At 50.4% G+C, this 21,257-nt stretch carries 13 protein-coding genes; 8 read left to right on the top strand and 5 right to left on the bottom strand.

The annotated features are described in order from the left end of the window. Positions 1-36: 36 nt before the first annotated feature. The gene (locus JW881_06950) at positions 37-1,662 is read right to left on the bottom strand and encodes an agmatine deiminase family protein (GenBank protein ID MBN1697233.1); all 1,626 of its coding nucleotides are present in this window, start codon (positions 1,660-1,662) and stop codon (positions 37-39) included. A 345-nt stretch (positions 1,663-2,007) separates the two neighbouring features. Between JW881_06950 and JW881_06955 the strand changes: the two genes are divergently transcribed. From JW881_06955 to JW881_06985, 7 genes are all read left to right on the top strand, one after another. Then, on the top strand, positions 2,008-2,724 hold the full coding sequence (locus JW881_06955; protein ID MBN1697234.1) for a hypothetical protein: 717 nt from the start codon (positions 2,008-2,010) through the stop codon (positions 2,722-2,724). A 188-nt stretch (positions 2,725-2,912) separates the two neighbouring features. Beyond that, entirely contained in the window at positions 2,913-4,565 is a 1,653-nt protein-coding gene (locus tag JW881_06960) for a hypothetical protein (protein ID MBN1697235.1), read from the top strand. A gap of 137 nt (positions 4,566-4,702) precedes the next feature. Next, positions 4,703-6,451 (top strand): hypothetical protein, encoded by a 1,749-nt coding sequence (locus JW881_06965; protein ID MBN1697236.1) that lies wholly within the window; start codon positions 4,703-4,705, stop codon positions 6,449-6,451. Positions 6,452-6,812: 361 nt separating this feature from the next. Next, on the top strand, positions 6,813-8,666 hold the full coding sequence (locus JW881_06970; GenBank protein MBN1697237.1) for a glycoside hydrolase family 88 protein: 1,854 nt from the start codon (positions 6,813-6,815) through the stop codon (positions 8,664-8,666). Positions 8,667-8,761: 95 nt separating this feature from the next. Beyond that, positions 8,762-10,867: a BNR-4 repeat-containing protein gene (locus tag JW881_06975; protein ID MBN1697238.1), complete on the top strand. Its 2,106-nt coding sequence runs from the start codon at positions 8,762-8,764 to the stop codon at positions 10,865-10,867. A 64-nt stretch (positions 10,868-10,931) separates the two neighbouring features. Beyond that, on the top strand, positions 10,932-12,056 hold the full coding sequence (locus JW881_06980) for a family 43 glycosylhydrolase (protein ID MBN1697239.1): 1,125 nt from the start codon (positions 10,932-10,934) through the stop codon (positions 12,054-12,056). 115 nt (positions 12,057-12,171) lie between these two features. Continuing rightward, the gene (locus tag JW881_06985) at positions 12,172-13,770 is read left to right on the top strand and encodes a family 43 glycosylhydrolase (protein ID MBN1697240.1); all 1,599 of its coding nucleotides are present in this window, start codon (positions 12,172-12,174) and stop codon (positions 13,768-13,770) included. A 186-nt stretch (positions 13,771-13,956) separates the two neighbouring features. Here the strand turns inward: JW881_06985 and JW881_06990 are convergent, their stop codons facing one another. Genes JW881_06990 through JW881_07000 form a run of 3 tightly spaced genes read right to left on the bottom strand, consistent with a single transcriptional unit; the run spans position 13,957 to position 17,338 of the window. Beyond that, a complete protein-coding gene (locus JW881_06990) occupies positions 13,957-15,540 on the bottom strand; it encodes an extracellular solute-binding protein (protein MBN1697241.1) in 1,584 nt (527 codons plus the stop codon). Positions 15,541-15,589: 49 nt separating this feature from the next. Next, complete coding sequence (locus JW881_06995; GenBank protein MBN1697242.1) at positions 15,590-16,459, bottom strand: carbohydrate ABC transporter permease; 870 nt, start codon at positions 16,457-16,459, stop codon at positions 15,590-15,592. A gap of 15 nt (positions 16,460-16,474) precedes the next feature. After that, entirely contained in the window at positions 16,475-17,338 is an 864-nt protein-coding gene (locus JW881_07000) for a sugar ABC transporter permease (GenBank protein MBN1697243.1), read from the bottom strand. A gap of 658 nt (positions 17,339-17,996) precedes the next feature. Between JW881_07000 and JW881_07005 the strand changes: the two genes are divergently transcribed. After that, positions 17,997-20,333 (top strand): glycoside hydrolase family 9 protein, encoded by a 2,337-nt coding sequence (locus tag JW881_07005; protein MBN1697244.1) that lies wholly within the window; start codon positions 17,997-17,999, stop codon positions 20,331-20,333. A 161-nt stretch (positions 20,334-20,494) separates the two neighbouring features. Here the strand turns inward: JW881_07005 and JW881_07010 are convergent, their stop codons facing one another. Continuing rightward, positions 20,495-21,037: a hypothetical protein gene (locus JW881_07010; GenBank protein MBN1697245.1), complete on the bottom strand. Its 543-nt coding sequence runs from the start codon at positions 21,035-21,037 to the stop codon at positions 20,495-20,497. Positions 21,038-21,257: the final 220 nt, after the last annotated feature.

Here is a 21,257-nt window from a genome sequence, read left to right on the forward strand (position 1 = left end):
GCCTGTTCCGGTAAACTTCTCACAGCCGCGTATGGTTCATCGGCAAAAGCCTGTAATCAGACCGACATACAATTGTGCTATCAATAACGCATCGACAATATCCACGCCATTATCACAATCGGTGTCGGCTTTTGATTTGTCGAACCCGGCCGGATCGAGACCGACATAGTATTGAGCCGTCAACAAGGCGTCGACGATATTGACCGCCCCGTTCGAATCAACGTCCCCCCGTATCGTACCTATATCCGGGGTCGGCGCCGGTCCTTCGACAATAAACCGGAACGGGTCGCCTTCCCCGATGTACGGCAGCCGGTACGTCCTTCCCGATGCATCGGCAGCGCTTATATAGTAAGAGACTTCCCTTTCGGTTGTTCGCGGTATTGTTCCCCTGTAGGTATTGCCGCCGGCATACTGCATTGTCGTCGAAGTAAATGAACCGTCATCTTTTTTATAAAATATCTTTACATCATCCGCATAAATGACTTCGCCGGCACATGAGACAATATCCGCTTCTATCGGATACGCCGATGCCTCGTCCTGTGTTCCCAAAAGCGGCATATGGCGTATGTCAATCATGTTTCTGTCGGGAATCCCCTTGGTGCGGCAGTGCAGGGCATCGCCGGACAACCACGAATTGCGATTCGCCGTAATGCCGAATACCCGGTAGCCGGGCATTGCTCCGGCGTATGTCCGGACGGCCGCATCATCGTTAGGCGAACCGGTACAGGGGACAAATACCTTGTTGTTGATGATAAGGGAATTGGTATAGGGCTCGTCATTTGGCGTGTCGATTCTTACGATTGTATACGGCGTCCCGTATGAAGATGTCGCATGCAGAAAATATGTTGCCGTATTTTCGATTTTTTGATATTGGGGATCTGACGGGGGTACTTTTCGGATAAGGATGGTATCAACCGATAAAAATTTCCCCCAGCAGTCGATATGATCGATATAGGTCGAATTGGGATCTTCCACGATATGATAGGTGGAAATGTTCAAATAATCGGCGGCAAGCCGCTTGATCGATGTTTCGTCCAGATCGGGGTTATCGTCGAGCAAAAGACGTGTGGAGGCGGCGACTCCCATGCCGTCGGACATATAATTCCCTCCCTGGATTGCCATATCCATGTAATAACAATCGACACCCAGCACCTCGCTCATTTTCGCAGGAATTGCATTGTCGTTCGGACGGAGGTATGAATAGAATATATCCACAATCGATATCCTGTTCAGATTATCCTCTATATAAAAAGGCCCGTAATCCCTGGTCCAGTAGGTATCCACCGGTGCCTGTACAAAGCTGCAGTTGGACAGCACCACATTATTCGAACTATAGTTCGATCGTACGATAGATTCGTCGGATGCATTTCCGACAATAGTCATCACCATAACATCCTTTGATAATTCCGCGATCAAAGAATACGGAATCCCGAAATCTCCGGGATATGCGATAAGCACTCCTTCCATGGGTTCGAATTCGGCAATACTGCGAACCGGCGGTACGGGCGGTCCCGACACCGCCGGCATGGATTTTATTATCCCGGGATTGATAACATCATCGGGTGTCAGTTCATGGGTGAATCCATTGTTTTGTGCCGTCAGAACGTACGGGAAAACGGAATAAATGACAGCCATTATCATAATGAGCACTTGTTTTTTCATACTGCCTCCGCCTTATTCGTTTTTTTTCGTAACAAAACACAATCGAGGTTGTAACAGCCTCAATTATATCAAAATAAACTATACATGCAGAATATGTCCATTTTATGTAAAGTATGTGTTTTTTGAATGGGGACCATAGATCCTTCGGGGCAAGGCATTTCCAGAAAAAACGGCGGGAGATTCGCTTCTCGATGAGTATCAGGTATTGATGCAACTGTCTCTTGTTTTCATATGATACACATAGCCGTAACGCGAAAGGGGATGCGGTAAAAATTGACAGGAGACTGAATACATGATATTGTTAAAAAAAAACAACGTACCTGAAAAAGAAAAGGGAGTAAAAAAATGAAGTTTGAAAAACGTTTTTTCATTTCGAAGAAGTCTGTTTTTATGTTACTTGCAGTCATGACGTTTATCGCAGCCGTCGCGGCGGCCGAAACCGGCGGCGTCGATACCGGTGAAGTCTACCAGGAGTTGGAGGGGTTTGGTGCTTCCCATGTCTGGTCGGGCGGGACACTCGTATCGTTGGGCGACAACAATCCGGAGATTTGCGACGTACTCTTCGCGGACCTGGGGCTCGATATCATCCGCCTGAGAAACAATTACGCCGACGGCGACGAGTTCGATTATGATTACATAGCAAATTGCGAGCACGCGATAACAAACGGACGGGACCGGACGGGAAGGCCGCTGAAAATCATGATTTCCTCCTGGTCGCCTCCTGCCTCCCTTAGAAGCAACAATGACATATTCGGCGGCGGCGAGGCGACACTCGCAAAAAGCGGCGGCGGGTACGTATATTCCGATTTTGGCGTATGGTGGGCGGACAGTGTGGAACAATACGCAGCTCAAGGTATGATGGCCGACTATATCAGTATTCAGAACGAACCAGATTGGGATCCGAGCGATTACGAATCCTGCCGGTTCGAACCATCGGAAACCTCAAACATCGCCGGTTACGACCCCGAGGTGGCGGACACCAATTGTGACGGGAGTATCAATATTGTCGATGCGCTTTTAGCGGCTAAGTATTATGTGGGCCTGATTGAAGCCTTTTGCTGACGATGTGAAGATGGTCCGGCAAATATGTGAAGAAAATACTTGTGCGTTAACGTTACTCATGATATAATGATCCCGCCGTTGTACTTTGACGGGGATAGTCAACTTGAAAACGGCATGTGTATTGTTTATTGTTCAATAATGCGTTAACGTAAACGCATCTCATTTTAATAAAAAGAAGGAGGATAAAAATGAGAAAAGAAAAAAAATTGAACGGGAAAATGAGACTGATATGTTTTTTACTGGCGGGGTTTTTTGGGATACCCGTCTGTCTCATTGCACAAACGCTTCCGGTTACACCGCCGACGGGATATGACCAGGCCAGAAGTTCGACCCAAAAGGGGCAGGTAAGCTATGTCAATTACCAATCTTCGGCGACAAACAGCCAGCGGAGGGCGAGGATTTACCTGCCTCCGGGGTATTCAACGGACAGGCAATACAGCGTCATGTATTTGCTGCACGGTATCGGGGGGAATGAAGACGAGTGGTACAACAACGGGGCGCCCCATGTCATTCTCGATAATCTTATCGCGGATGGTAAAATCGAACCATTTGTACTGGTATTGCCGAACGGTAATGCAACGGGAACGGGAGTCTCGGACGGTTGGGAAAATTTCACGAATGATTTACTTAACAGCCTTATTCCATACATCGAATCAAACTATTCGGTACATACCGACCGTCAGCACAGGGCATTGGCCGGTCTTTCGATGGGCGGCGGACAATCGTTGAATATCGGTTTACCAAATGTGGACAAATTCCCCTATATCGGGGCTTTTTCCTCCGCGCCCAACACCTATTCCAACGACAGGTTGTTTCCAAATCCCGCGAATACACGGCAGCAGTTGAAGCTTTTGTTTCTTTCAATAGGAACCAACGACGACCTTAAAAGCTACAATGACAGAGTCTCCAGTTATTGCAACAGCAATAATATTCCCAACACTTATTTCATTATCCAGGGAGCAGGTCACGATTGGAACGTGTGGAAGCAAAGTCTGTGGAATTTCACTCAAATGGCGGACGCGGCGGGATTTACGGACGGTTCCGTAGCAACAGTTGCTCCGACCCCCGAACCCCCGGCGCCAACGGGGACACCGAACCAGGAACCCATCTTCAGCGGCGGCCCCTATTCACTCGACGGCGAAAGCGGCTACGTGGATCTGCCTGACGGGCTCACCGGCGGTCTTCATGATTTCTCCGTCGCCTGTTGGGTGAAACTGAACTCCCTCGATACCTGGTCGCGGATCTTTGATTTCGGGGGCGACACGAACATCTTCATGATGCTCACCCCGGCATCCGGCAACACGGGCTACCCGTATTTCTGCATTACCACCTCGGGAAATGACGGGGAGCAGGGCATCAATGGAACAAGCGTCCTGCCCGGGGGGGCATGGCAGCACATGGCGGTCACGAGGAGCGGGAATACCGGAGTCCTTTATATTAATGGCAGCGAAGCCGGCAGGAATACCGGGATTACCCTGCATCCTTCCGATCTGGGGAATACGACGAACAACTATATAGGAAGATCCCAGTGGCCAAACGATCCTTACCTGAATGCGGATGTCGACGGATTCGTTGTGTACAACAGGGCGTTAAACGCTTCGGAAATCGCGGATCTTTCGGGCACCCCGCCGGGCGGAAACGGCAATCTCGGGGACACGAACGGGGACGGTGAGATCAACATCGTGGACGCGCTTCTGATCGCCCAGTACTATGTGGGTTTGAATCCTTCGAACTTCAATCCAATCGTTGCAGACGTGAATTGCTCGGGCGCTGTCGACATCGTGGACGCGCTTCTCGTCGCGCAGCTGTACGTCGGTCTCATTTCGAGCTTCCCATGCTGAGGAAATCCGGGAAGAAATTATCAGGCTGTATGCATGGAATCGGCCGGGAAGCGGGAGTGCAAATAAAGAGAATGCCGTCGCATTCCGGTATTCCAGGGAAATACCTTTAAAAAATGTAATAAGGAAAGGGGAAAAAAATGAAAAAATTATATTTCATCCTTGCGGGGCTTGTATTGCTGCCCGCATTTTTAATGTCGCAGACCTCTTCATGTTCCCTCATGGGAGACGTGAACGGGAGCGGGGCTATCGACATCGTTGATGCTCTTCTCGTAGCGCAGGCGTATGTGGGCTTGAATCCGTCTGCTTACAATGCCGATTGTGCGGATACGAATTGCAGCGGTTCAGTCGACATTGTCGACGCGCTTCTCATAGCCCAGCTGTACGTGGGACTCATTTCGAGCTTCCCGTGCGAGGCGACGCCGAAGCCGACCACGGGCGGGTCAATCTCAATCGCTTGCGGGAGTTCATCGGCCGTGGGAAGTTTCCAGGCCGATGAGTACTACTCCGGGGGGAGTACCTACAACAACAGCAACTCCGTCGATGTCTCGCAGATCGTCAATAGTTCGCCCCCGGCCGCACTCTTCAACAACGAGCGGTACGGGGAGATGAGCTACACGATTCCGGGCTTCGCGGCGGGTGGAACGTATGCCGTAACGCTGTACTTTGCCGAGACCTACCTGACGTCCTCAGGGGGCCGGGTGTTCAACGTGTCCGTCAACGGCACCACGGTACTCTCCAACTTCGACATCTACGCAGCCGCGGGAGGCCAGGATATGGCCATCGACCGGGCATTCACGGCCACGGCCACTTCAAGCGGGCAGATCGTCATTCAGTTCAGCCCGGTAACCGAAAATCCGAAGGTCAACGGTATCAGTGTTCGGCCCGGTGAAGCCCCGACTCCGGGACCGACACCGACTCCGACGGTTGAACCGGCATCGACGGTCGAACCGACGCCGACAACGCCCGGCTCAACGTGCACTCTTCCTTCGACGTTCAGGTGGACATCGACGGGCCCGCTCGCGCAGCCGAAATCGGGATGGGTCTCGCTCAAGGACTTCACCAACGTTGTCTATAATGGGCAGCACCTCGTCTACGCGACATATCACGACACGGGATCGACATGGGGTTCCATGAACTTCGGCCTCTTCAGTGACTGGTCCCAGATGGGCTCTGCCTCCCAGAACGGGATGTCGAGTGGTACAGTAGCCCCAACGCTCTTCTACTTCGCCCCCAAGGACATCTGGGTACTCGCCTACCAGTGGTGCTCGTCCGCCTTCTGCTACAAAACATCGTCTAACCCTGCCAACGCGAACGGATGGTCGGGCGCGAACGCGCTTTTCACCGGAAGCATTTCCGGTTCGAGCACGGGGCCGATCGACCAGACGGTGATATGCGACAGCTCGAACTGCTACCTGTTCTTCGCCGGGGACAATGGAAACATCTACCGGTCCAGTATGCCGATCGGAAACTTCCCGGGAAGCTTCGGCAGTTCCTACACGACCATAATGAGCGGCAGCACAAACGACCTGTTCGAGGGCGTGCAGGTCTACACAGTCAAGGGGGCGAACCAGTACCTCATGCTCATCGAGTCGATCGGGAGCGGCGGGAGATACTATCGCGCGTACACTGCGACAAGTCTCGGCGGTTCGTGGACGGCATTGGCCGCATCCGAAAGCAACCCCTTTGCCGGCAGGAACAACGTGACGTTCAGCGGCAGCGCCTGGACCAACGACATCAGCCACGGGGATCTGGTTCGAGAAAATCCCGACCAGACCTTTACCATCGACCCGTGCAATCTGCAGTTCCTCTACCAGGGACGCGATCCCGGTTCGGGTGGTGACTACGGCCTGCTGCCGTACCGGCCGGGCCTGCTCACGCTCCAGTAACACCATCGTGTTGACATAGCCGGTCAAAATATCGACATCTCGTCCGCGCACGGCCTCTCCGCCGTGCGCGGACAACGATGTTGCAAGCCTATGATGCTGAGTCTGTTGTTGCCGGAGCGATGGCGGCTGAGGAATACGCGTTTCAAAACATCTATACGGAATCAAGGCCGTCTATCGGATTTTTACAAGGCGTGGTTTCGAAGAAAAATTTCTCATACAAAGGTAAAACAGGTATGGTATAATACATAGTGTCACGGCGGTGTTTTTACGGGTTTGATTGCATATGGTTGTCAGTATGTACATTCCGAACGGGAAAATGGATGAGAGGTTTATATATGTATTAAAAAAAAGGAGAAAACCAATGGGAAAAAGCAAGGTAATTACAACAATAATGCTGGTACTGCTTGCATGCTGTTCGTATGAACTCTGTGCGGCATCGTGCGGGGATGTCAATGCAAACGGAAACGTCGACATCGTCGATGCCCTTCTCATCGCCCAGTACTATGTCGGTTTGAATCCGGCGAATTTCGATGACACCGCGGCAAATGCGAACGGGGACAGTACGATTAATATCGTCGATGCCCTTCTCGTGGCCCGGTTTTACGTCGGTCTCATATCGGCATTGTCCTGCCCGGATGAAACGCCTCCCCAGACGGATCCTGTCTGGAGTGGCGGACCATATACACTCAACGGCACAAGCGACTATGTGGACCTCCCGGACGGGATAACCGGCGATCTGGACGATTTTTCGGTTGCCTGCTGGGTAAGACTGAACTCGCTCGATACCTGGTCGCGGATATTCGACTTCGGGGTGGACACGAATGTCTTCATGATGCTCACACCGGCTTCGGGAGATACGGGGTACCCGTATTTCTGTATTACCACTTCGGGTAATAGCGGAGAACAGGGTATCAATGGAACCGGCAGAATGTCGACGGGTTCCTGGCAGCACCTCGCAGTGGTTATGAGCGGGAACACCGGGATCCTTTACATCAACACACAGGAAGCGGGGAGAAATACCGGCATAACGTTAAATCCTTCAGACCTGGGGAATACCACGAACAACTATATTGGACGATCCCAGTGGTCCGATGATCCCTACCTGAACGCCGGTATCGATGACTTCGTTGTCTATGACAGGGCCTTGAGCGCTTCGGAAGTTTCAGCTCTTGGAAGTACCCCGCCTGCGGATATAACACCGGAGCCGACGGCAGTAACGACTCCCGTACCGACCGGGGCCGGGAATATCGATCCCGCGGTATGCGATTCGGCCGGGAACGTCGCAAACCGTATTGCGTACAACACGCTCAACCGGGGTCCGACCGACACCTATTATGCAGTAGCCTGTGTCTGGTACGGGACATTGGTCTATGCCGGATTGACACAGGATTCGACCCTGATAAACGGGAGTGTGAACCTGTATCCCGGTTCCCGGCCCACCGGAAGCGTGGATGATAATATTTTCGGGATATGGGCCCTGGAGTTGTACCGGCAGACGAATACTTCACGTTACCGCGACGACGGCGTGTATCTTGCAGATGAGGAGTTTAATCCACCGAACAGTAACGGATTATGCAAATATACGAGATACTGGGTAGATGATTTATGGATGATCTGCTCCCTGCAAACACAGGCTTATAAAGCAACCGGGGATACGAAATACCTCGACCGTTGCAGGCTTCAGTTTGAAGCCTATTTCAACACACTGCAGCAATCCAACGGGCTTTTCCACCATACGCGAAATGCGCCGTATTTCTGGGGCAGGGGTAATGGCTGGGCAGCTTCTGCAATGACAGAAATATTAATGGTCATGCCGCAAAGTCATTCCGGCTACACTCCCATCATGAATGCATATACCAGGATGATGTCGGCACTGGCCGGTTACCAGGATTCCGGCGGTATGTGGCATCAAGTTATTACCGAGTCCTCCAGTTATCTCGAAACCTCCTGTACGGGCATGTTCCTTTTTGCCATATCCACGGGTATCCGCATGGGCTGGCTCTCGGAGAGTGAATACCTGCCCGTTGTGGAGCGGGGTTTCAGGGCCCTTGCCGGTTATGTTAATGCAAACGGCGAAGTAAGCAATATCTGTATAGGAACCGGTGAAGGTTCCAGCCTTCAATTCTACTTTGACCGCCCGAGAAGCACAGGCGACTATCATGGTCAGGCCGCGGTGATCTGGGCGGCGACAGGAGTTATGCAGTTATGTGACTGAATATGATACTCCCGGGATGAATTACATTAACAGGATAATCGTAAAAAGTCGGATTAATAGTTCATATTATATAAAAAAAGGAAAGGAAAAAAGATATGAAAAAAATAATCGGTCTTTTATTTATTGTTTTTTTATCTGTTTCCGCTTTCAGCCAGATTATTCAGTTTAATGACAATGGCGCCTGGTGCTGGTACCAGGACGAACGGGCCGTCATCGATACCGGGGGAGGCAAGCTGGTTGTCGGTTCCGTCAGAAGCAGCGGAGAGATTCAGGTAGTTATTTATGATCTTGAGTCCGGACAATCCCAGCGGTCTACCCTCAGCACCCGTTTCAGCTGTGATGACCACAATGCCCCCGCAATTCTGGTCCTCCCGAACGGCAACTATCTTGCAGCGTATGCGGGCCACAACAACGATCGCTTTACCTATTGGCGGATTTACAGTAACGGCAGCTGGGGTGCCGAACGGAGCTTCAACTGGAACAACATCTCCGGGGGCACCGATTATGATGTCACGTATAATAATCTATGGTACCTCTCATCGGAAGGCAAAATCTACAACTTTGTCAGAAACTTTGCACGGAGTCCGAATATGCTGGTTTCCACGGACCAGGGACAAAACTGGTCATACGGAGGACTCCTGACGGAACCGGATCAGAGCGTCGGGTATGTCAACGGTTATTTCAAGTACTGCGGCAATGGAGTTGACCGTATTGATTTTATCGGAACGGAGCATCACCCGAGGGATTATAATACAAGTATTTATCACGGTTATATCAGGGGCGGCAAAAGTTACAATTCCACCGGAAACGTCATGGACAGCGATATTACGGATAAAAACGCACCGATACCCGCCGGTTTTACACGGGTGTTCGCCGCCGATACGAATATGGGCGGTGTTCCCGTATCTCACTGCTGGATGTCGGATATCCAGACGTACGGCAGCAATAGCATCGCTGTTATATTTTCAGGCCGCGCCAATAATTCCGAACAGGACCACCGTTACATATATGCCCGCTTTAACGGATCGAGCTGGTCGAATCATTACCTCTGCAAAGCAGGACCGAAAATGTACTCGAGCGAGGAAGATTACGTGGGATTGGCGGCAATCGACCCGGGCAATCCGGATGTCATTTATGTTTCAACGCCTGTCGACCCACGGAACGACAGTACAAACCTTGGGATTCGTGAGATTTTCAAAGGGGAGACCTCCAACCAGGGAGCAAGCTGGACATGGACACCGGTGACGGAGAACTCTTCTCGTGATAATTTCCGCCCTATTGTGCCAAAATGGGACGGCCAGCACACCGCCCTTTTGTGGTGGAGGGGAACGTACAGTTCGGCACAAAACTATAATGCGGAAGTTGTCGGGATAATTTCCGGTTCTTCCGGGGATTCAACACCCACTCCGACATCACCCCCGGATGAAACCCCGCTTCCTACAACGCCACCGAATCAGAATCCGATCTGGAGCGGCGGACCGTATACGCTCGACGGTTCGAACTCAAGCTATGTTGACCTCCCGGACGGGCTTGCCAGCGACCTTTATAATTTTTCGATTGCCTGCTGGGTAAAACTGAACTCGCTCGATACCTGGTCGAGAATCTTCGACTTTGGGGGCGATACGAATGTCTTCATGATGCTCACCCCGGCATCCGGCAATACGGGGTATCCTTATTTCTGTATCACCACCTCGGGCAATGACGGGGAACAGGGCATAAACGGAACAGGCGCCCTGTCTGCGGGTTCCTGGCAGCATCTGGCGGTCACCAGGAGCGGGAACACCGGTATCCTTTACATCAACACAAAGGAAGTGGGGAGGAATACCGGTATGACATTAAGTCCTGCCGATCTGGGGAATACCACGAACAACTATATAGGAAGATCTCAATGGTCGAACGATCCCTACCTGAATGCCGAGATCGACGGTTTCGTCGTGTACAACAGGGCATTGAGTGCTTCGGAAGTTTCGACTCTCGGAAACACCCCGCCCGGTGGGGGGAATGGTGCTTTAGGGGATGCAAACGGTGACGGGACGATCAACATCGTGGACGCCCTTCTGGTCGCCCGGTACTATGTGGGGCTCGAACCGGCCGGATTCATTCCCGGAAACGCGGACACCAATTGCGACGGGAGCATCAATATCGTGGACGCCCTCCTGGTTGCCCGATATTATGTAGGCCTGATTACAGGCTTTTGTTGAGGTCGACGTTGTGAAAGAGGTATCATATGGTCGTGTGTTTTAAAAAGAAAAAAGGAGAAAAACAATGGAAAAAAGCAAGGTGATCAGGACGATAATCCTGGTGCCGTTTATATGGTGTTTGTATCTTCTATGTGCGGCGACCTGCGGGGATGTCAATGCGAACGGAAACATCGACATCGTCGACGCACTTCTCATCGCCCGGTACTATGTCGGTTTGAATCCGGAAAATTTCGATGCCACAGCGGCAGATGTGAACGCAGACAGCGGTATCAATATCACCGATGCCCTTCTTGTGGCCCGGTTCTACGTCGGTCTCATATCGGCATTGTCCTGCCCGGATGAAACTCCCTCACCGACAGCGATACCCGGTTCCGGTCCGTATGTCGCCTATCTTCTGGCCTATTTCCGTAATGAGAATGAAAAGCTTCATTATGCCGTCAGCACCGATCCGGATGCACGGTCGTTTACCGCGCTAAACGGAGACAATCCGGTGATGCAGCAATTCGTAAGGGACCCCTATATCCACCGTCTGCAAAACGGCACATTCGCTTTTGTTCATACCACGGCCATGTCGGGCAGGACAATAGCCGTTTGGAGATCGGGTGATTTGATCAATTGGAACGGCGGTACCGTCGACATCATGACGCATACGGATACGGATAAATGCTGGGCCCCCGAATTTGTCTGGTGCCGGGAAGAAAACCTGTATTATATATTCTGGGCGTCCAATACGAGTGCCAGGAGTTATAATGTCATTTGGCGTTCGACGACGGCCGATTTTATCAATGTGAGCACTCCATCCATGTGGTATGATATCGGTGATTATGACATCGATCTGACCATATTATATTTTAATGGTGAGTATATAGGGTTTCATAAAGTGGGGTTGCTTGACGATTACAACAGGCTGAGCCGGACAAGCCGTCTGAGTCAGGGATTTCCGTCAGGACAGGAAGTCTTTACCGACGGCCAGCTGCCGACCGAAGGCCCTGAAGCATTTCAATTGATCGGGCAGACTAAATGGCACGTGATAGTCGATCCTTTCGATTATGCCATGGAAGTCCATGAAACGACCGATTTTCAAAACTTTACGAGAATTCAGGTAACGTTTCCTTCCAATGCAAAACATTGCAGTGTCGTACAAATTACACAATCCGAGTTGGACGCCTTGCGTGCACGATATCCTTAGAAAGAAATTACTTGTGCGTTAACGTTGCTTATGATAGAATTACCCTGTCCCGGTTTGGAAAAATGACGGGGATTATTGTTTTGGCTATCTTATTTAAAGAAAAGGAAATGTCATTATGAAAAAAGAAATGTTTTCGAAGCATCTCTCCCGGAGGATAGAGCCATGTATGGTACTCGTATCCGTTTTTCTCTTCGCCGCCGTTTTATCCGTTTATGCGGACAATCCCCTGGTCTCCCATGTCTATACGGCAGATCCCTCCGCTTATATTGTGGACGGACGAATGTATGTCGTTTGCACCCATGACCAGGATACGCAGTCGGATTACAGCCAGCTCTGGAATTATTACGTGTTTTCTTCCTCCGATCTCATTAACTGGCAGGATCACGGTATTGTGTTCGACGCCCGTACGGATTCTTCCTGGGCGAATCTGGCGTACGCCCCCTCCATGATATACCGCAACGGGTATTACTACCTGTATTACCCGGACGGCGCCAGCGCCATCGGGGTTGCCGGAAGCACCTCGCCGTCGGGCCCGTTTAGCGATGTTTTGGGAAGGGCCATGATTACAAAGAGTATGCCCAATTGTAATGTCGAATGGCTTTTCGATCCCTGTATTTTTGTCGATACCGACGGCCAGGCATATATCTATTTCGGGGGCGGCGGCCCCGGAAATGCGCGCGTCATGCGCGTCAACAGCGATATGACCAGTGTGAGCGGCGATGCGGTCACCATCGATGCCCCGAATTTCTTTGAGGCCGCCTTTATGCATAAAAGGAACGGGATTTATTATTTTTCGTACTCGACCGATTCCTCGAGCGGACTCAAAATAGATTATATGACCAGTTCGAATCCCATGACCGGTTTCCAGCACAGGGGGACCGTCCTTGGAAATCCATGGAGCAATAACAGCAATAACAATCATCACTCCATTATCGAATACAATGGACAGTGGTATATTTTTTACCATAACAGGGCGGTGGCGAATGAGCGGGGGGCTTCTTCATATCAGCGTTCGATCTGTCTTGACCGGCTCTATTACAACAGCGATGGTACTATCCAGAGCGTGAATGCATCGGAGGCGGGTGTCCCCGCATTGGGTAATGTGGATGCCTTTACACTGATTGAGGCCGAAACCATCGACAATGAATCCGGCATAGAGACGGAGCATTGCTCTGAAGGGACGACAAACCTTACCAGTCTCGGCAATGGCGACTGGGTGAAAATATCGAATGTGGATTTCGGGGCGGGCGCGAACGGGTTCGAGGCACGTGTTGCGTCAAACAGCGGTGGAGGAACCATTCAGGTGATCCTTGATAATGTCTCCGGCCAGGCGGCGGTAAATGTCAATGTGGGTAATACCGGCGGATTGCAGAACTGGCAGACGGTATCGGCATCGATAAACACAATTACCGGTCTGCACGATCTGTTTTTAAAATTCACGGGGAGCGGCGGCGAGAGCCTTTTCAATGTCAACTGGTACAGATTCACGGGCGGCGGAACACAGACACCGGTTCCCGGAAATCCGGGGGACGTCAATAACGACAATACCATCAATATCGTCGATGCGCTTTTGGTCGCACAGTATTACGTCGGCCTCGACCCTGCAAATTTCGATACCTCCATGGCGGATACGAATTGTAACGGAAATATTGACATCGTCGATGCCTTGCTGATCGCCCAGTACTATGTCGGCCTCATCAACGGTTTTTGCTGATTGACTAACATATGCAAGCCGCCTCCTTCTGAGACGGAATATATGACCCCGGGGAAATCTCCTTCTCAGTCCGGATGTTATTCACGAAGCCGGATCAACGGTACAACGCCGCGGGCATTCATATCATAAAAACAATGGAACCCGAGTTATCTCGGGTCCCATTGTTGATGTCATAGAAAAATGTGGTTATTTTCCGAATATCTCTTCGTATTTGGCTCTGCGTTCGTCGATGATGGCCTGACCGCCCGAGTTCAGGTAATCTTTCATACCGGCGTCGTATACCGCGTCGAATTGATCCGGTTTTGAGATAACCGCTTTGGTCAGAAGGGTGTCGCGTTTTTCTTTGAGTGCCGGGCCCATCCCTTCTTCAGCTTTGATATCGCCGACATTGAAATTGGGAGTAATCCGCGAATCGTGTTTCATTATCGTGTAGGATTTTTCCAGATAGCTCTTGTCGACGCCCGGGTAGGCCAGGGCGAGTGATTTGATATTCAGATCCTGATCGCCCAGATCCAGACCGTTGATGATAATGGTATAATCGATGTTGTTCGGGGAGTTCATGATCTTGTCACCTGTGGCGGCGATGGCTTTCACCGAGCCGTCAGCCTGTTTCTCATGGTTGACTCCCTCTTCGCCGATCTGGAGGAATCTGCGGTTTTCAAGCGTGGCAAGCCACTCGAGATACATCAGCGAGGAGACCGGATCTTTGTTGGTGGCGGGGAAGAAGACCTTGCGGTCGATAGGCGCGCTGAGATACTTCCTGTACTTGCCCGCGTCGTTTTTGAACGGCTCGATCGCGATATATGCGGCGTCCGGTCCGACCAGCTTCTTCAGATTTGCCTGAATACCATTTTCCTGGTCGCGGTAGGGCAAATCCCAGTTGCCGAAATAGGCGCCCACGTAACCCGCTTTCTGCAGATTGCCTTCGGTCGTGTCACTGTAGGAATAAAGCGGAAAATCCTTCCAGATAAGCCCCTCGTTATACCATTTGTTAAGCACCCGGAATCCTTCCTTGATACCGGGCCACAAGAGCCGTCTGTCGTCGAAACCATTGATCCACATCTCTTTATCCGAGATATTGTCGGGAACGAAGGATGTCGAAAGCGGATCCGCCCGCCAGCCGACATCGATACTCAAGGAGAAAGGAATCATTTTGTCCGCATTCGAACCGAGGAGGGTTTTTGCGTTATCCCTGAAGGCGACAAGCATAGCTTCGAATTCCTCGAGGGTGGTGGGTTCTGTGATGTTCAGTTTTTTAAGCCAATCCTCGCGGACGAAAACGCTGTTACGCATATTATTAAACAGTAGTGCTTCGATGCACCATACCGTACCGGCTTTAGGATCCCTGTCCCAGTAAATGTTCCGGTCGCCCAGGAGTTTCCATAAGTTGGGCAGCTTGTTTTTATATTTTTTCAGATAGGGAGCCATGTCCAATACGCCGCCCATATTGGCATAGGTCAGGATCGTCGGATAGCTGTAGGTGACACAGATATCGGGTGCCTCATTGGCGGCAAGCAGGTTGTTGAGCACCTCGACCTCGGTCCAACGGGGTACGGGTTTGAATGTGACCTGGACATTGTAGGTGTCGAGCATTCCTTTTTTGATGAACTCGGTAAAGAAGTTGTCTTCCGGTTTGGAGCCGCCGGGGTTACCGCGATCGTATATCTCGACGGTAATGGCGCCTGGCTTTTTTTCTTGCTGTGCACATCCCGATAGCAGGACAAGCGCTATCAGGGTAATACAAAGAAGAAGTGGCAAAGCTTTTTTCATATCAATCCTCCTTAAATATATTGATAGACACAACGTGTCCATGGATCCGTTATTCCTTGATTGCGCCCAGGGTAGCGCCTGTGATAAAGTATCGTTGCAGCCAGGGATACACTACCAGGATCGGCACGGTGGCGAAGATGATCGTTGCCGCCTTGAGCGACTCCGAAAGTCCCGGGGGCGAGAAACCTTCCTGTGTCGTGATTTCTATATCGGAGATGGAGTTGATTATATTGTACAACAGCAACTGGATGGGATAGTAAAATCTGTCGTTCATGAACATCAGCGCGTCCGAAAAGCCGTTCCATCGTCCGACGGCGTAGAAGAGACAGAGGGTGGCGATCACCGGGGCGGACAGCGGCAGATAGATACTGAAGAGTATCCGGATGGGCCCCGCGCCGTCGATCTCCGCGGATTCGCGCAGGCTGTCGGGGATTTGTGAAAGGAAACTGCGCATGATGATCATATAGAAGACGTTAAGGCAGTACGGAATGATAAGCACTACCGGCTTGTTGAGCATTTTCAAATCACCGAGCAGCAAATACATCGGGATCGTACCCGCCGAGAAGTACATGGTGAATATGATAAAAGCGCTGAAGAACCGGCGTCCTTTGAGTTTTTTGTAGGTAAGCGGGTAGGCACAGATCGTGGTCATAAAAAGGGATACGACGACACAAATGACCGTCAATATCGCGGTCCAGGCAAGGGACCAGGTGTATTTGGTATCGCTGAGTACCAGGCGGTAGGCCTCAAAGTTGAACCCTTTTGGTAAAAGCATCACATCGTTGCGGATTATCGCCTCCGAAGCACTCAACGAACGGGCTAAAATGTTTAAAAGCGGAAGCAGACAGATCAGAATAAGAAGGACGCAGATAAAAACGACAATCCAGTCACCGATTATCGATTTTTTCGATGCTACCATGATGAATGCCCTCCTTTATACAATGCCCTGCTCACCGATTCTTTTGGCCAGCCCGTTTGCAATGAAGAGGAAAATAACGCATACCACGGACTGGAACATCCCGACCGCCGTCGTCAGCGAGAACTGGAGTCCCCGGATACCATAGGTATAGACGAACGTGGCGATAACATTGGAGACGTCTTTTACCAGAGCGTTCCCAAGTGCATACGGCCGGTCGAACTCGCTGCCGAGAATGCGCCCGAGACTCAAAATAAGCAGAACGACGATCGTGGGACGCAGCCCCGGCAATGTTATATGCCACATCTTTTTGATGCGGCCCGCACCGTCCATCGAAGCGGCCTCATAGAGCTCGGGATTGATGGCCGTTATCGCCGCAAGGTAGATAATGGTGTTCCAGCCGACATCCCGCCAGATTCCCAAAAACACGTAGGTACCCACCCAGTACGTTGAATCATTCAAAAAAGGAATGGATTTAATACCCATACGGTTAAGCACGATGTTGACGAGACCGGAAGTGGGAGCTAGAAGCTGGACCGCCATGCCATAGATGATGATCCATGACAGAAAGTGCGGCAGGTAGGCGATCGTCTGGGTAACCCGTTTGAACCATCGTATCCTCAACTCATTGAGCAGCAACGCCAGCATGATGGGAGCGGGAAAACCCGTTACCAGGTCGAGCAGATTGAGCATGATGGTATTCCGCAGCGCGTAGAGGAAGTCACGGTTGGAGAAGGCCTTGATGAAGTATTCGAAGCCGCCGTTGTCCGCCCAGGGCATTTCCCAGGGACTTTTGATGATGGTGTACTTTTTAAAGGCGACCTGGATATAGGTCATAGGGATATATTTAAAAATAACAAAGTAGGTGAGCGGCAGAATCATCAGCAAATAAAGCACGCCGTAACGGTGGAAATAGGTGCCCAGTTTCTGCAGCTTTTCAGGCACGGATATCGATTGAGTTGACAAAGCAACCTTCACTCTCACTGTCTCCTCTATGGTTCAATCTTCGATTCAAACCATGTTGTACCACGTCGGAAATCATCGGGGATAACATATTCTCATGTGACGATATTGTCCCGACAGGCTTTTTGATTCGCCTACGTTAACGTTACTTAAAAAATTATGTTAATTGAAATGAAAAGTACTGTCAAGCAGGTTAAGGCGGAATGATTTATAAATGACGGGAAAATGTATAATGCATGAAAAATCCTTTCATGGAAACGAGAATGACAAAACCGATTCGAAGGAACGCCGGAAGGATCTGCATTATTATCCTTGACCGGAGCATTGATTTCATGTACAATAAGCATACATTCGATAATCCCTGCCGGATAATATCCGATACCCGGCCAAGGGTTTTGTGGATTTTTTATTGGGGATGTTGATGCAAATTCGATACTTATCACCACGAACATTATACCAATACCGCCTGAAATGAATCGGGATGCAGTTTGTTTTCATGCTATTTGATTTGCCTGGACATTTGAGGTATATATATAATAAAGATTAAAAGCAAAATCAATAAAAAGGAGTTGATGAAATGAATAAAAAAAGCATGCTATTGATGCTGTGTTTTTGTTGCTGTGTCTTGTTTCCCCTGACCTCCCAGTCATTCTATGTCAATTATGCGGAAGCCCTCCAGAAATCGATCTATTTTTACGATGCGGAAAAATGCGGTTTCACGGGGACGAACAGACTCGAATGGAGGGGGCCGTGCCACCTGGAAGACTCGGCGATCCCGCTCGATCCGGAGCACACGAATCTTTCAGCCTCATTTATATCGGCCAACAGGAGTATCCTCGATCCTGACGGCGACGGTACGATGAACCTGATCGGCGGGTATCACGACGCCGGGGACCATGTTCAATTCGGTTTACCCCAGGGGTATTCCGCTTCGACTCTCGCATGGGGACTTATCGAGTTCAAACAGGCATTTATCGATACGGGGAACTACGATCATATGGTCGAAGTACTCAAATATTTTACGGATTTTTTCCTACGGTGTACCTTCAAGGACTCGAGCGGCAATGTCGTCGCCTATTGTTACCAGACTGGCGACGGTTCCGTCGATCATGCCTTCTGGGGCCCGCCTGAACTACAGGACCCCGAGGGGCTGAAAGTTATCGGACAATCCGGGGTCACGTATCCCCGGCCGGCCTGGTTTGCATACCCGGAAAAACCGGGGAGTGACGTATGCGCCCAGGCGGCCGCTTCCCTTGCGGCCATGTCTCTCATCATGAGTGATTCGGACCCCGCTTATGCGGATAGCTGCCTGGAGAACGCCCGCGCACTCTATGAGTTTGCCGTCCAATACCGGGGTACGGCCGATTCAGGGGGGTATTACGGTTCCGATTACGATTATGATGAACTGTCATGGGCAGCCACCTGGCTGTACGAAGCCACGGGAGAGATGTCCTACATCGACGATATTTCTGCGCAGGATGCCAACGGCAATTATACCGGCTATCTGGAACGTATACTCAGATATCCGGGGGATACCTGGGTCAATATCTGGGTGCACTGCTGGGACGCGGTCTGGAGCGGGATGTTTGTCAGATTATCCGTCCTTTTCCCGGATAATGACGATTTCGACGGCTGGGCGCGCTGGAACCTCGAGTTCTGGTCGGGCGGTGAGGTGCCGCATAAGGACGAAAGCATGGGGGGCGGTTACCTGGGGTACTCACCCGGCGGTTTTGGTGTGATCAACACATGGGGATCCGCGCGGTATAATACGGCAGCGCAGCTGTGCGCCCTTATCTATGGGAAACATCACGACAGGACGGATTTTACCGCATGGGCCAGGGGGCAAATGGATTACATCATGGGCGACAATCCCCTGGATCTATCTTACATCGTGGGTTATGGAGATACCTATGTCCGGCACCCGCACCACAGGGCGGCCCACGGTTCCTTTACCAACAGCATGGTCGATCCGGAGGAGCACAGGCACACCCTCTGGGGCGCCCTTGCCAGCGGACCGGATAAAGACGACAAACATATCGATCTCGTGAGCGAATATGCGTATAATGAAGTGGCCATCGATTACAATGCCGGTTTTGTAGGGGCCCTGGCGGGCCTGTACGATATTTACGGCAGAGCGGAAGGTCATGAACCGGTAGCCGGTTTTCCTCCCCCCGAACCGGATACGGCGAAGCAGTTCTGGATGGAGGGTAAGATCGAACAGGAAAATGATGAACGCACCCAGGTAACGCTGCGGCTTCACGCAATTCCGATTCACTTGCCCAAACCTGTTGAAGGAATCAGTTGCCGTTACTATTTCGATATCAGTGAACAGATAGAAGCAGGGCAGACGATAGACGACATCAACATGCAGATATATTATGACGAACAGGCATCCCGCTACGGGGGGTCTGTGACGGCAAATGGACCTTTTGAATCGGGCGGTAATGAATATTATTACGAGTTCTCCTGGAACGGCGGTGTGATTGGAGCGAGGGAGCTTCAGTTCGGTTTGTTTCCGGATATCGCATCGGACAATATCGCCCATTGGGACCCGACGAACGATTATTCCAGACAGGGCCTTACAAAAGAATACACTGACGAACAGTACGTACCCATCTATCATGACGGTGAGCTGGTATACGGCCGGGGACCGGAAGGAGGAGACGGAACTCCATCACCGACAACTCCGGGAACTCCCACCCCGACGCCGACGGGAGGCGTGCTTACAGGCGATGTGAATGGTGACGGTACGATCAACATCGTGGATGCTCTTCTTATCGCCCAATATTATGTGGGACTCGAGCCCGCCGGCTTTAATCCCGATGCGGGTGATACAAACCAGGACGGGAATATCAATATCGTCGACGCGTTGCGTGTTGCGCAATATTACGTGGGATCGATCCCGTCTTTATAGGAAACACGACTATCGTTTACGTATATAAGCGGAGGTCCTTTTATGGGGGCCTCCCTGTTGAAACCGGAATTGTTGAAGGTATAAGATTATCGGGTCCGGCGGTTTTTATTTCGGTTGAAAAATAATTGTGTGAAGCGGGTGTGGTTGGTATGTGTATTCGATTAAAGCCGAAGTATCCAAAATGGTGAAAAATGATTCGTATACATGGAAATCAATCTATTTGACCCCGGTAGATGTTGGATTATTTTCAACAATTGTCGTAATTTCCTTCGAGTGGTTAACTTTAAACTCTTCTCCTCAATATTCCATAGCTTAAAACTTTTCTCAAATTCTTCAATTACCTTATTTCCATATTTCTCCACCATCACTAAAAACAACTCCAACAACAACCTTAAAAGCTGGGCGATACTAAAAAAATTCAAATCGGCATGCAGCAGTTTTATCTTTCGATACACATCCTCGGGGAAATACACATGGACGTGTTTCCGGCTTTCATCCGGATGGCGTGATACCGGTAGATAACGACTCATTCGTTGCCTTCCCCATATATGCTCTTTGATAATTAATGGATCGACAAGCTCCATGATCCCTACAATGACACCGGATAATGTTCTCCACGGTCCGAATAATTTCAGATTTTGTAGTTTTTCTTTTATTTTTTCTGTTATAACAAAATGGAATTCATGCACGTCTGATTGTAACATGCCATACTCCTTGTATTGTTCATTCTCATACATTGTATAACGTATAAAAAGTGCATCCTGCTTTGATTTACTCTGAAATATGTGAAAATAAACCCGGCTGATTTTGTATTATCGTTTCCCGTAATTACCTATATGTCCCTTGAAGTCGATGTAAAAATAAATCGAAACAATATCCACATGACGATGTTAATACATGATTTTTGATAGACTGCTATAAATA

Source organism: Spirochaetales bacterium, from assembly GCA_016930085.1.
Taxonomy (GTDB): Bacteria; Spirochaetota; Spirochaetia; order SZUA-6; family JAFGRV01; genus JAFGHO01.

What these genes read in the sequence shown, in the direction of transcription:
- JW881_06970 (MBN1697237.1), top strand. Translation starts at nt 6,813, where the DNA reads ATGGGAAAAAGCAAGGTAATTACAACAATAATGCTGGTACTGCTTGCA.
- JW881_06975 (MBN1697238.1), top strand. Translation starts at nt 8,762, where the DNA reads ATGAAAAAAATAATCGGTCTTTTATTTATTGTTTTTTTATCTGTTTCC.
- JW881_06965 (MBN1697236.1), top strand. Translation starts at nt 4,703, where the DNA reads ATGAAAAAATTATATTTCATCCTTGCGGGGCTTGTATTGCTGCCCGCA.
- JW881_06955 (MBN1697234.1), top strand. Translation starts at nt 2,008, where the DNA reads ATGAAGTTTGAAAAACGTTTTTTCATTTCGAAGAAGTCTGTTTTTATG.
- JW881_06985 (MBN1697240.1), top strand. Translation starts at nt 12,172, where the DNA reads ATGAAAAAAGAAATGTTTTCGAAGCATCTCTCCCGGAGGATAGAGCCA.
- JW881_06960 (MBN1697235.1), top strand. Translation starts at nt 2,913, where the DNA reads ATGAGAAAAGAAAAAAAATTGAACGGGAAAATGAGACTGATATGTTTT.
- JW881_06980 (MBN1697239.1), top strand. Translation starts at nt 10,932, where the DNA reads ATGGAAAAAAGCAAGGTGATCAGGACGATAATCCTGGTGCCGTTTATA.
- JW881_06950 (MBN1697233.1), bottom strand. Translation starts at nt 1,662, where the DNA reads ATGAAAAAACAAGTGCTCATTATGATAATGGCTGTCATTTATTCCGTT.
- JW881_07005 (MBN1697244.1), top strand. Translation starts at nt 17,997, where the DNA reads ATGAATAAAAAAAGCATGCTATTGATGCTGTGTTTTTGTTGCTGTGTC.
- JW881_07010 (MBN1697245.1), bottom strand. Translation starts at nt 21,037, where the DNA reads ATGTTACAATCAGACGTGCATGAATTCCATTTTGTTATAACAGAAAAA.
- JW881_06990 (MBN1697241.1), bottom strand. Translation starts at nt 15,540, where the DNA reads ATGAAAAAAGCTTTGCCACTTCTTCTTTGTATTACCCTGATAGCGCTT.
- JW881_06995 (MBN1697242.1), bottom strand. Translation starts at nt 16,459, where the DNA reads ATGGTAGCATCGAAAAAATCGATAATCGGTGACTGGATTGTCGTTTTT.
- JW881_07000 (MBN1697243.1), bottom strand. Translation starts at nt 17,338, where the DNA reads ATGATTCTGCCGCTCACCTACTTTGTTATTTTTAAATATATCCCTATG.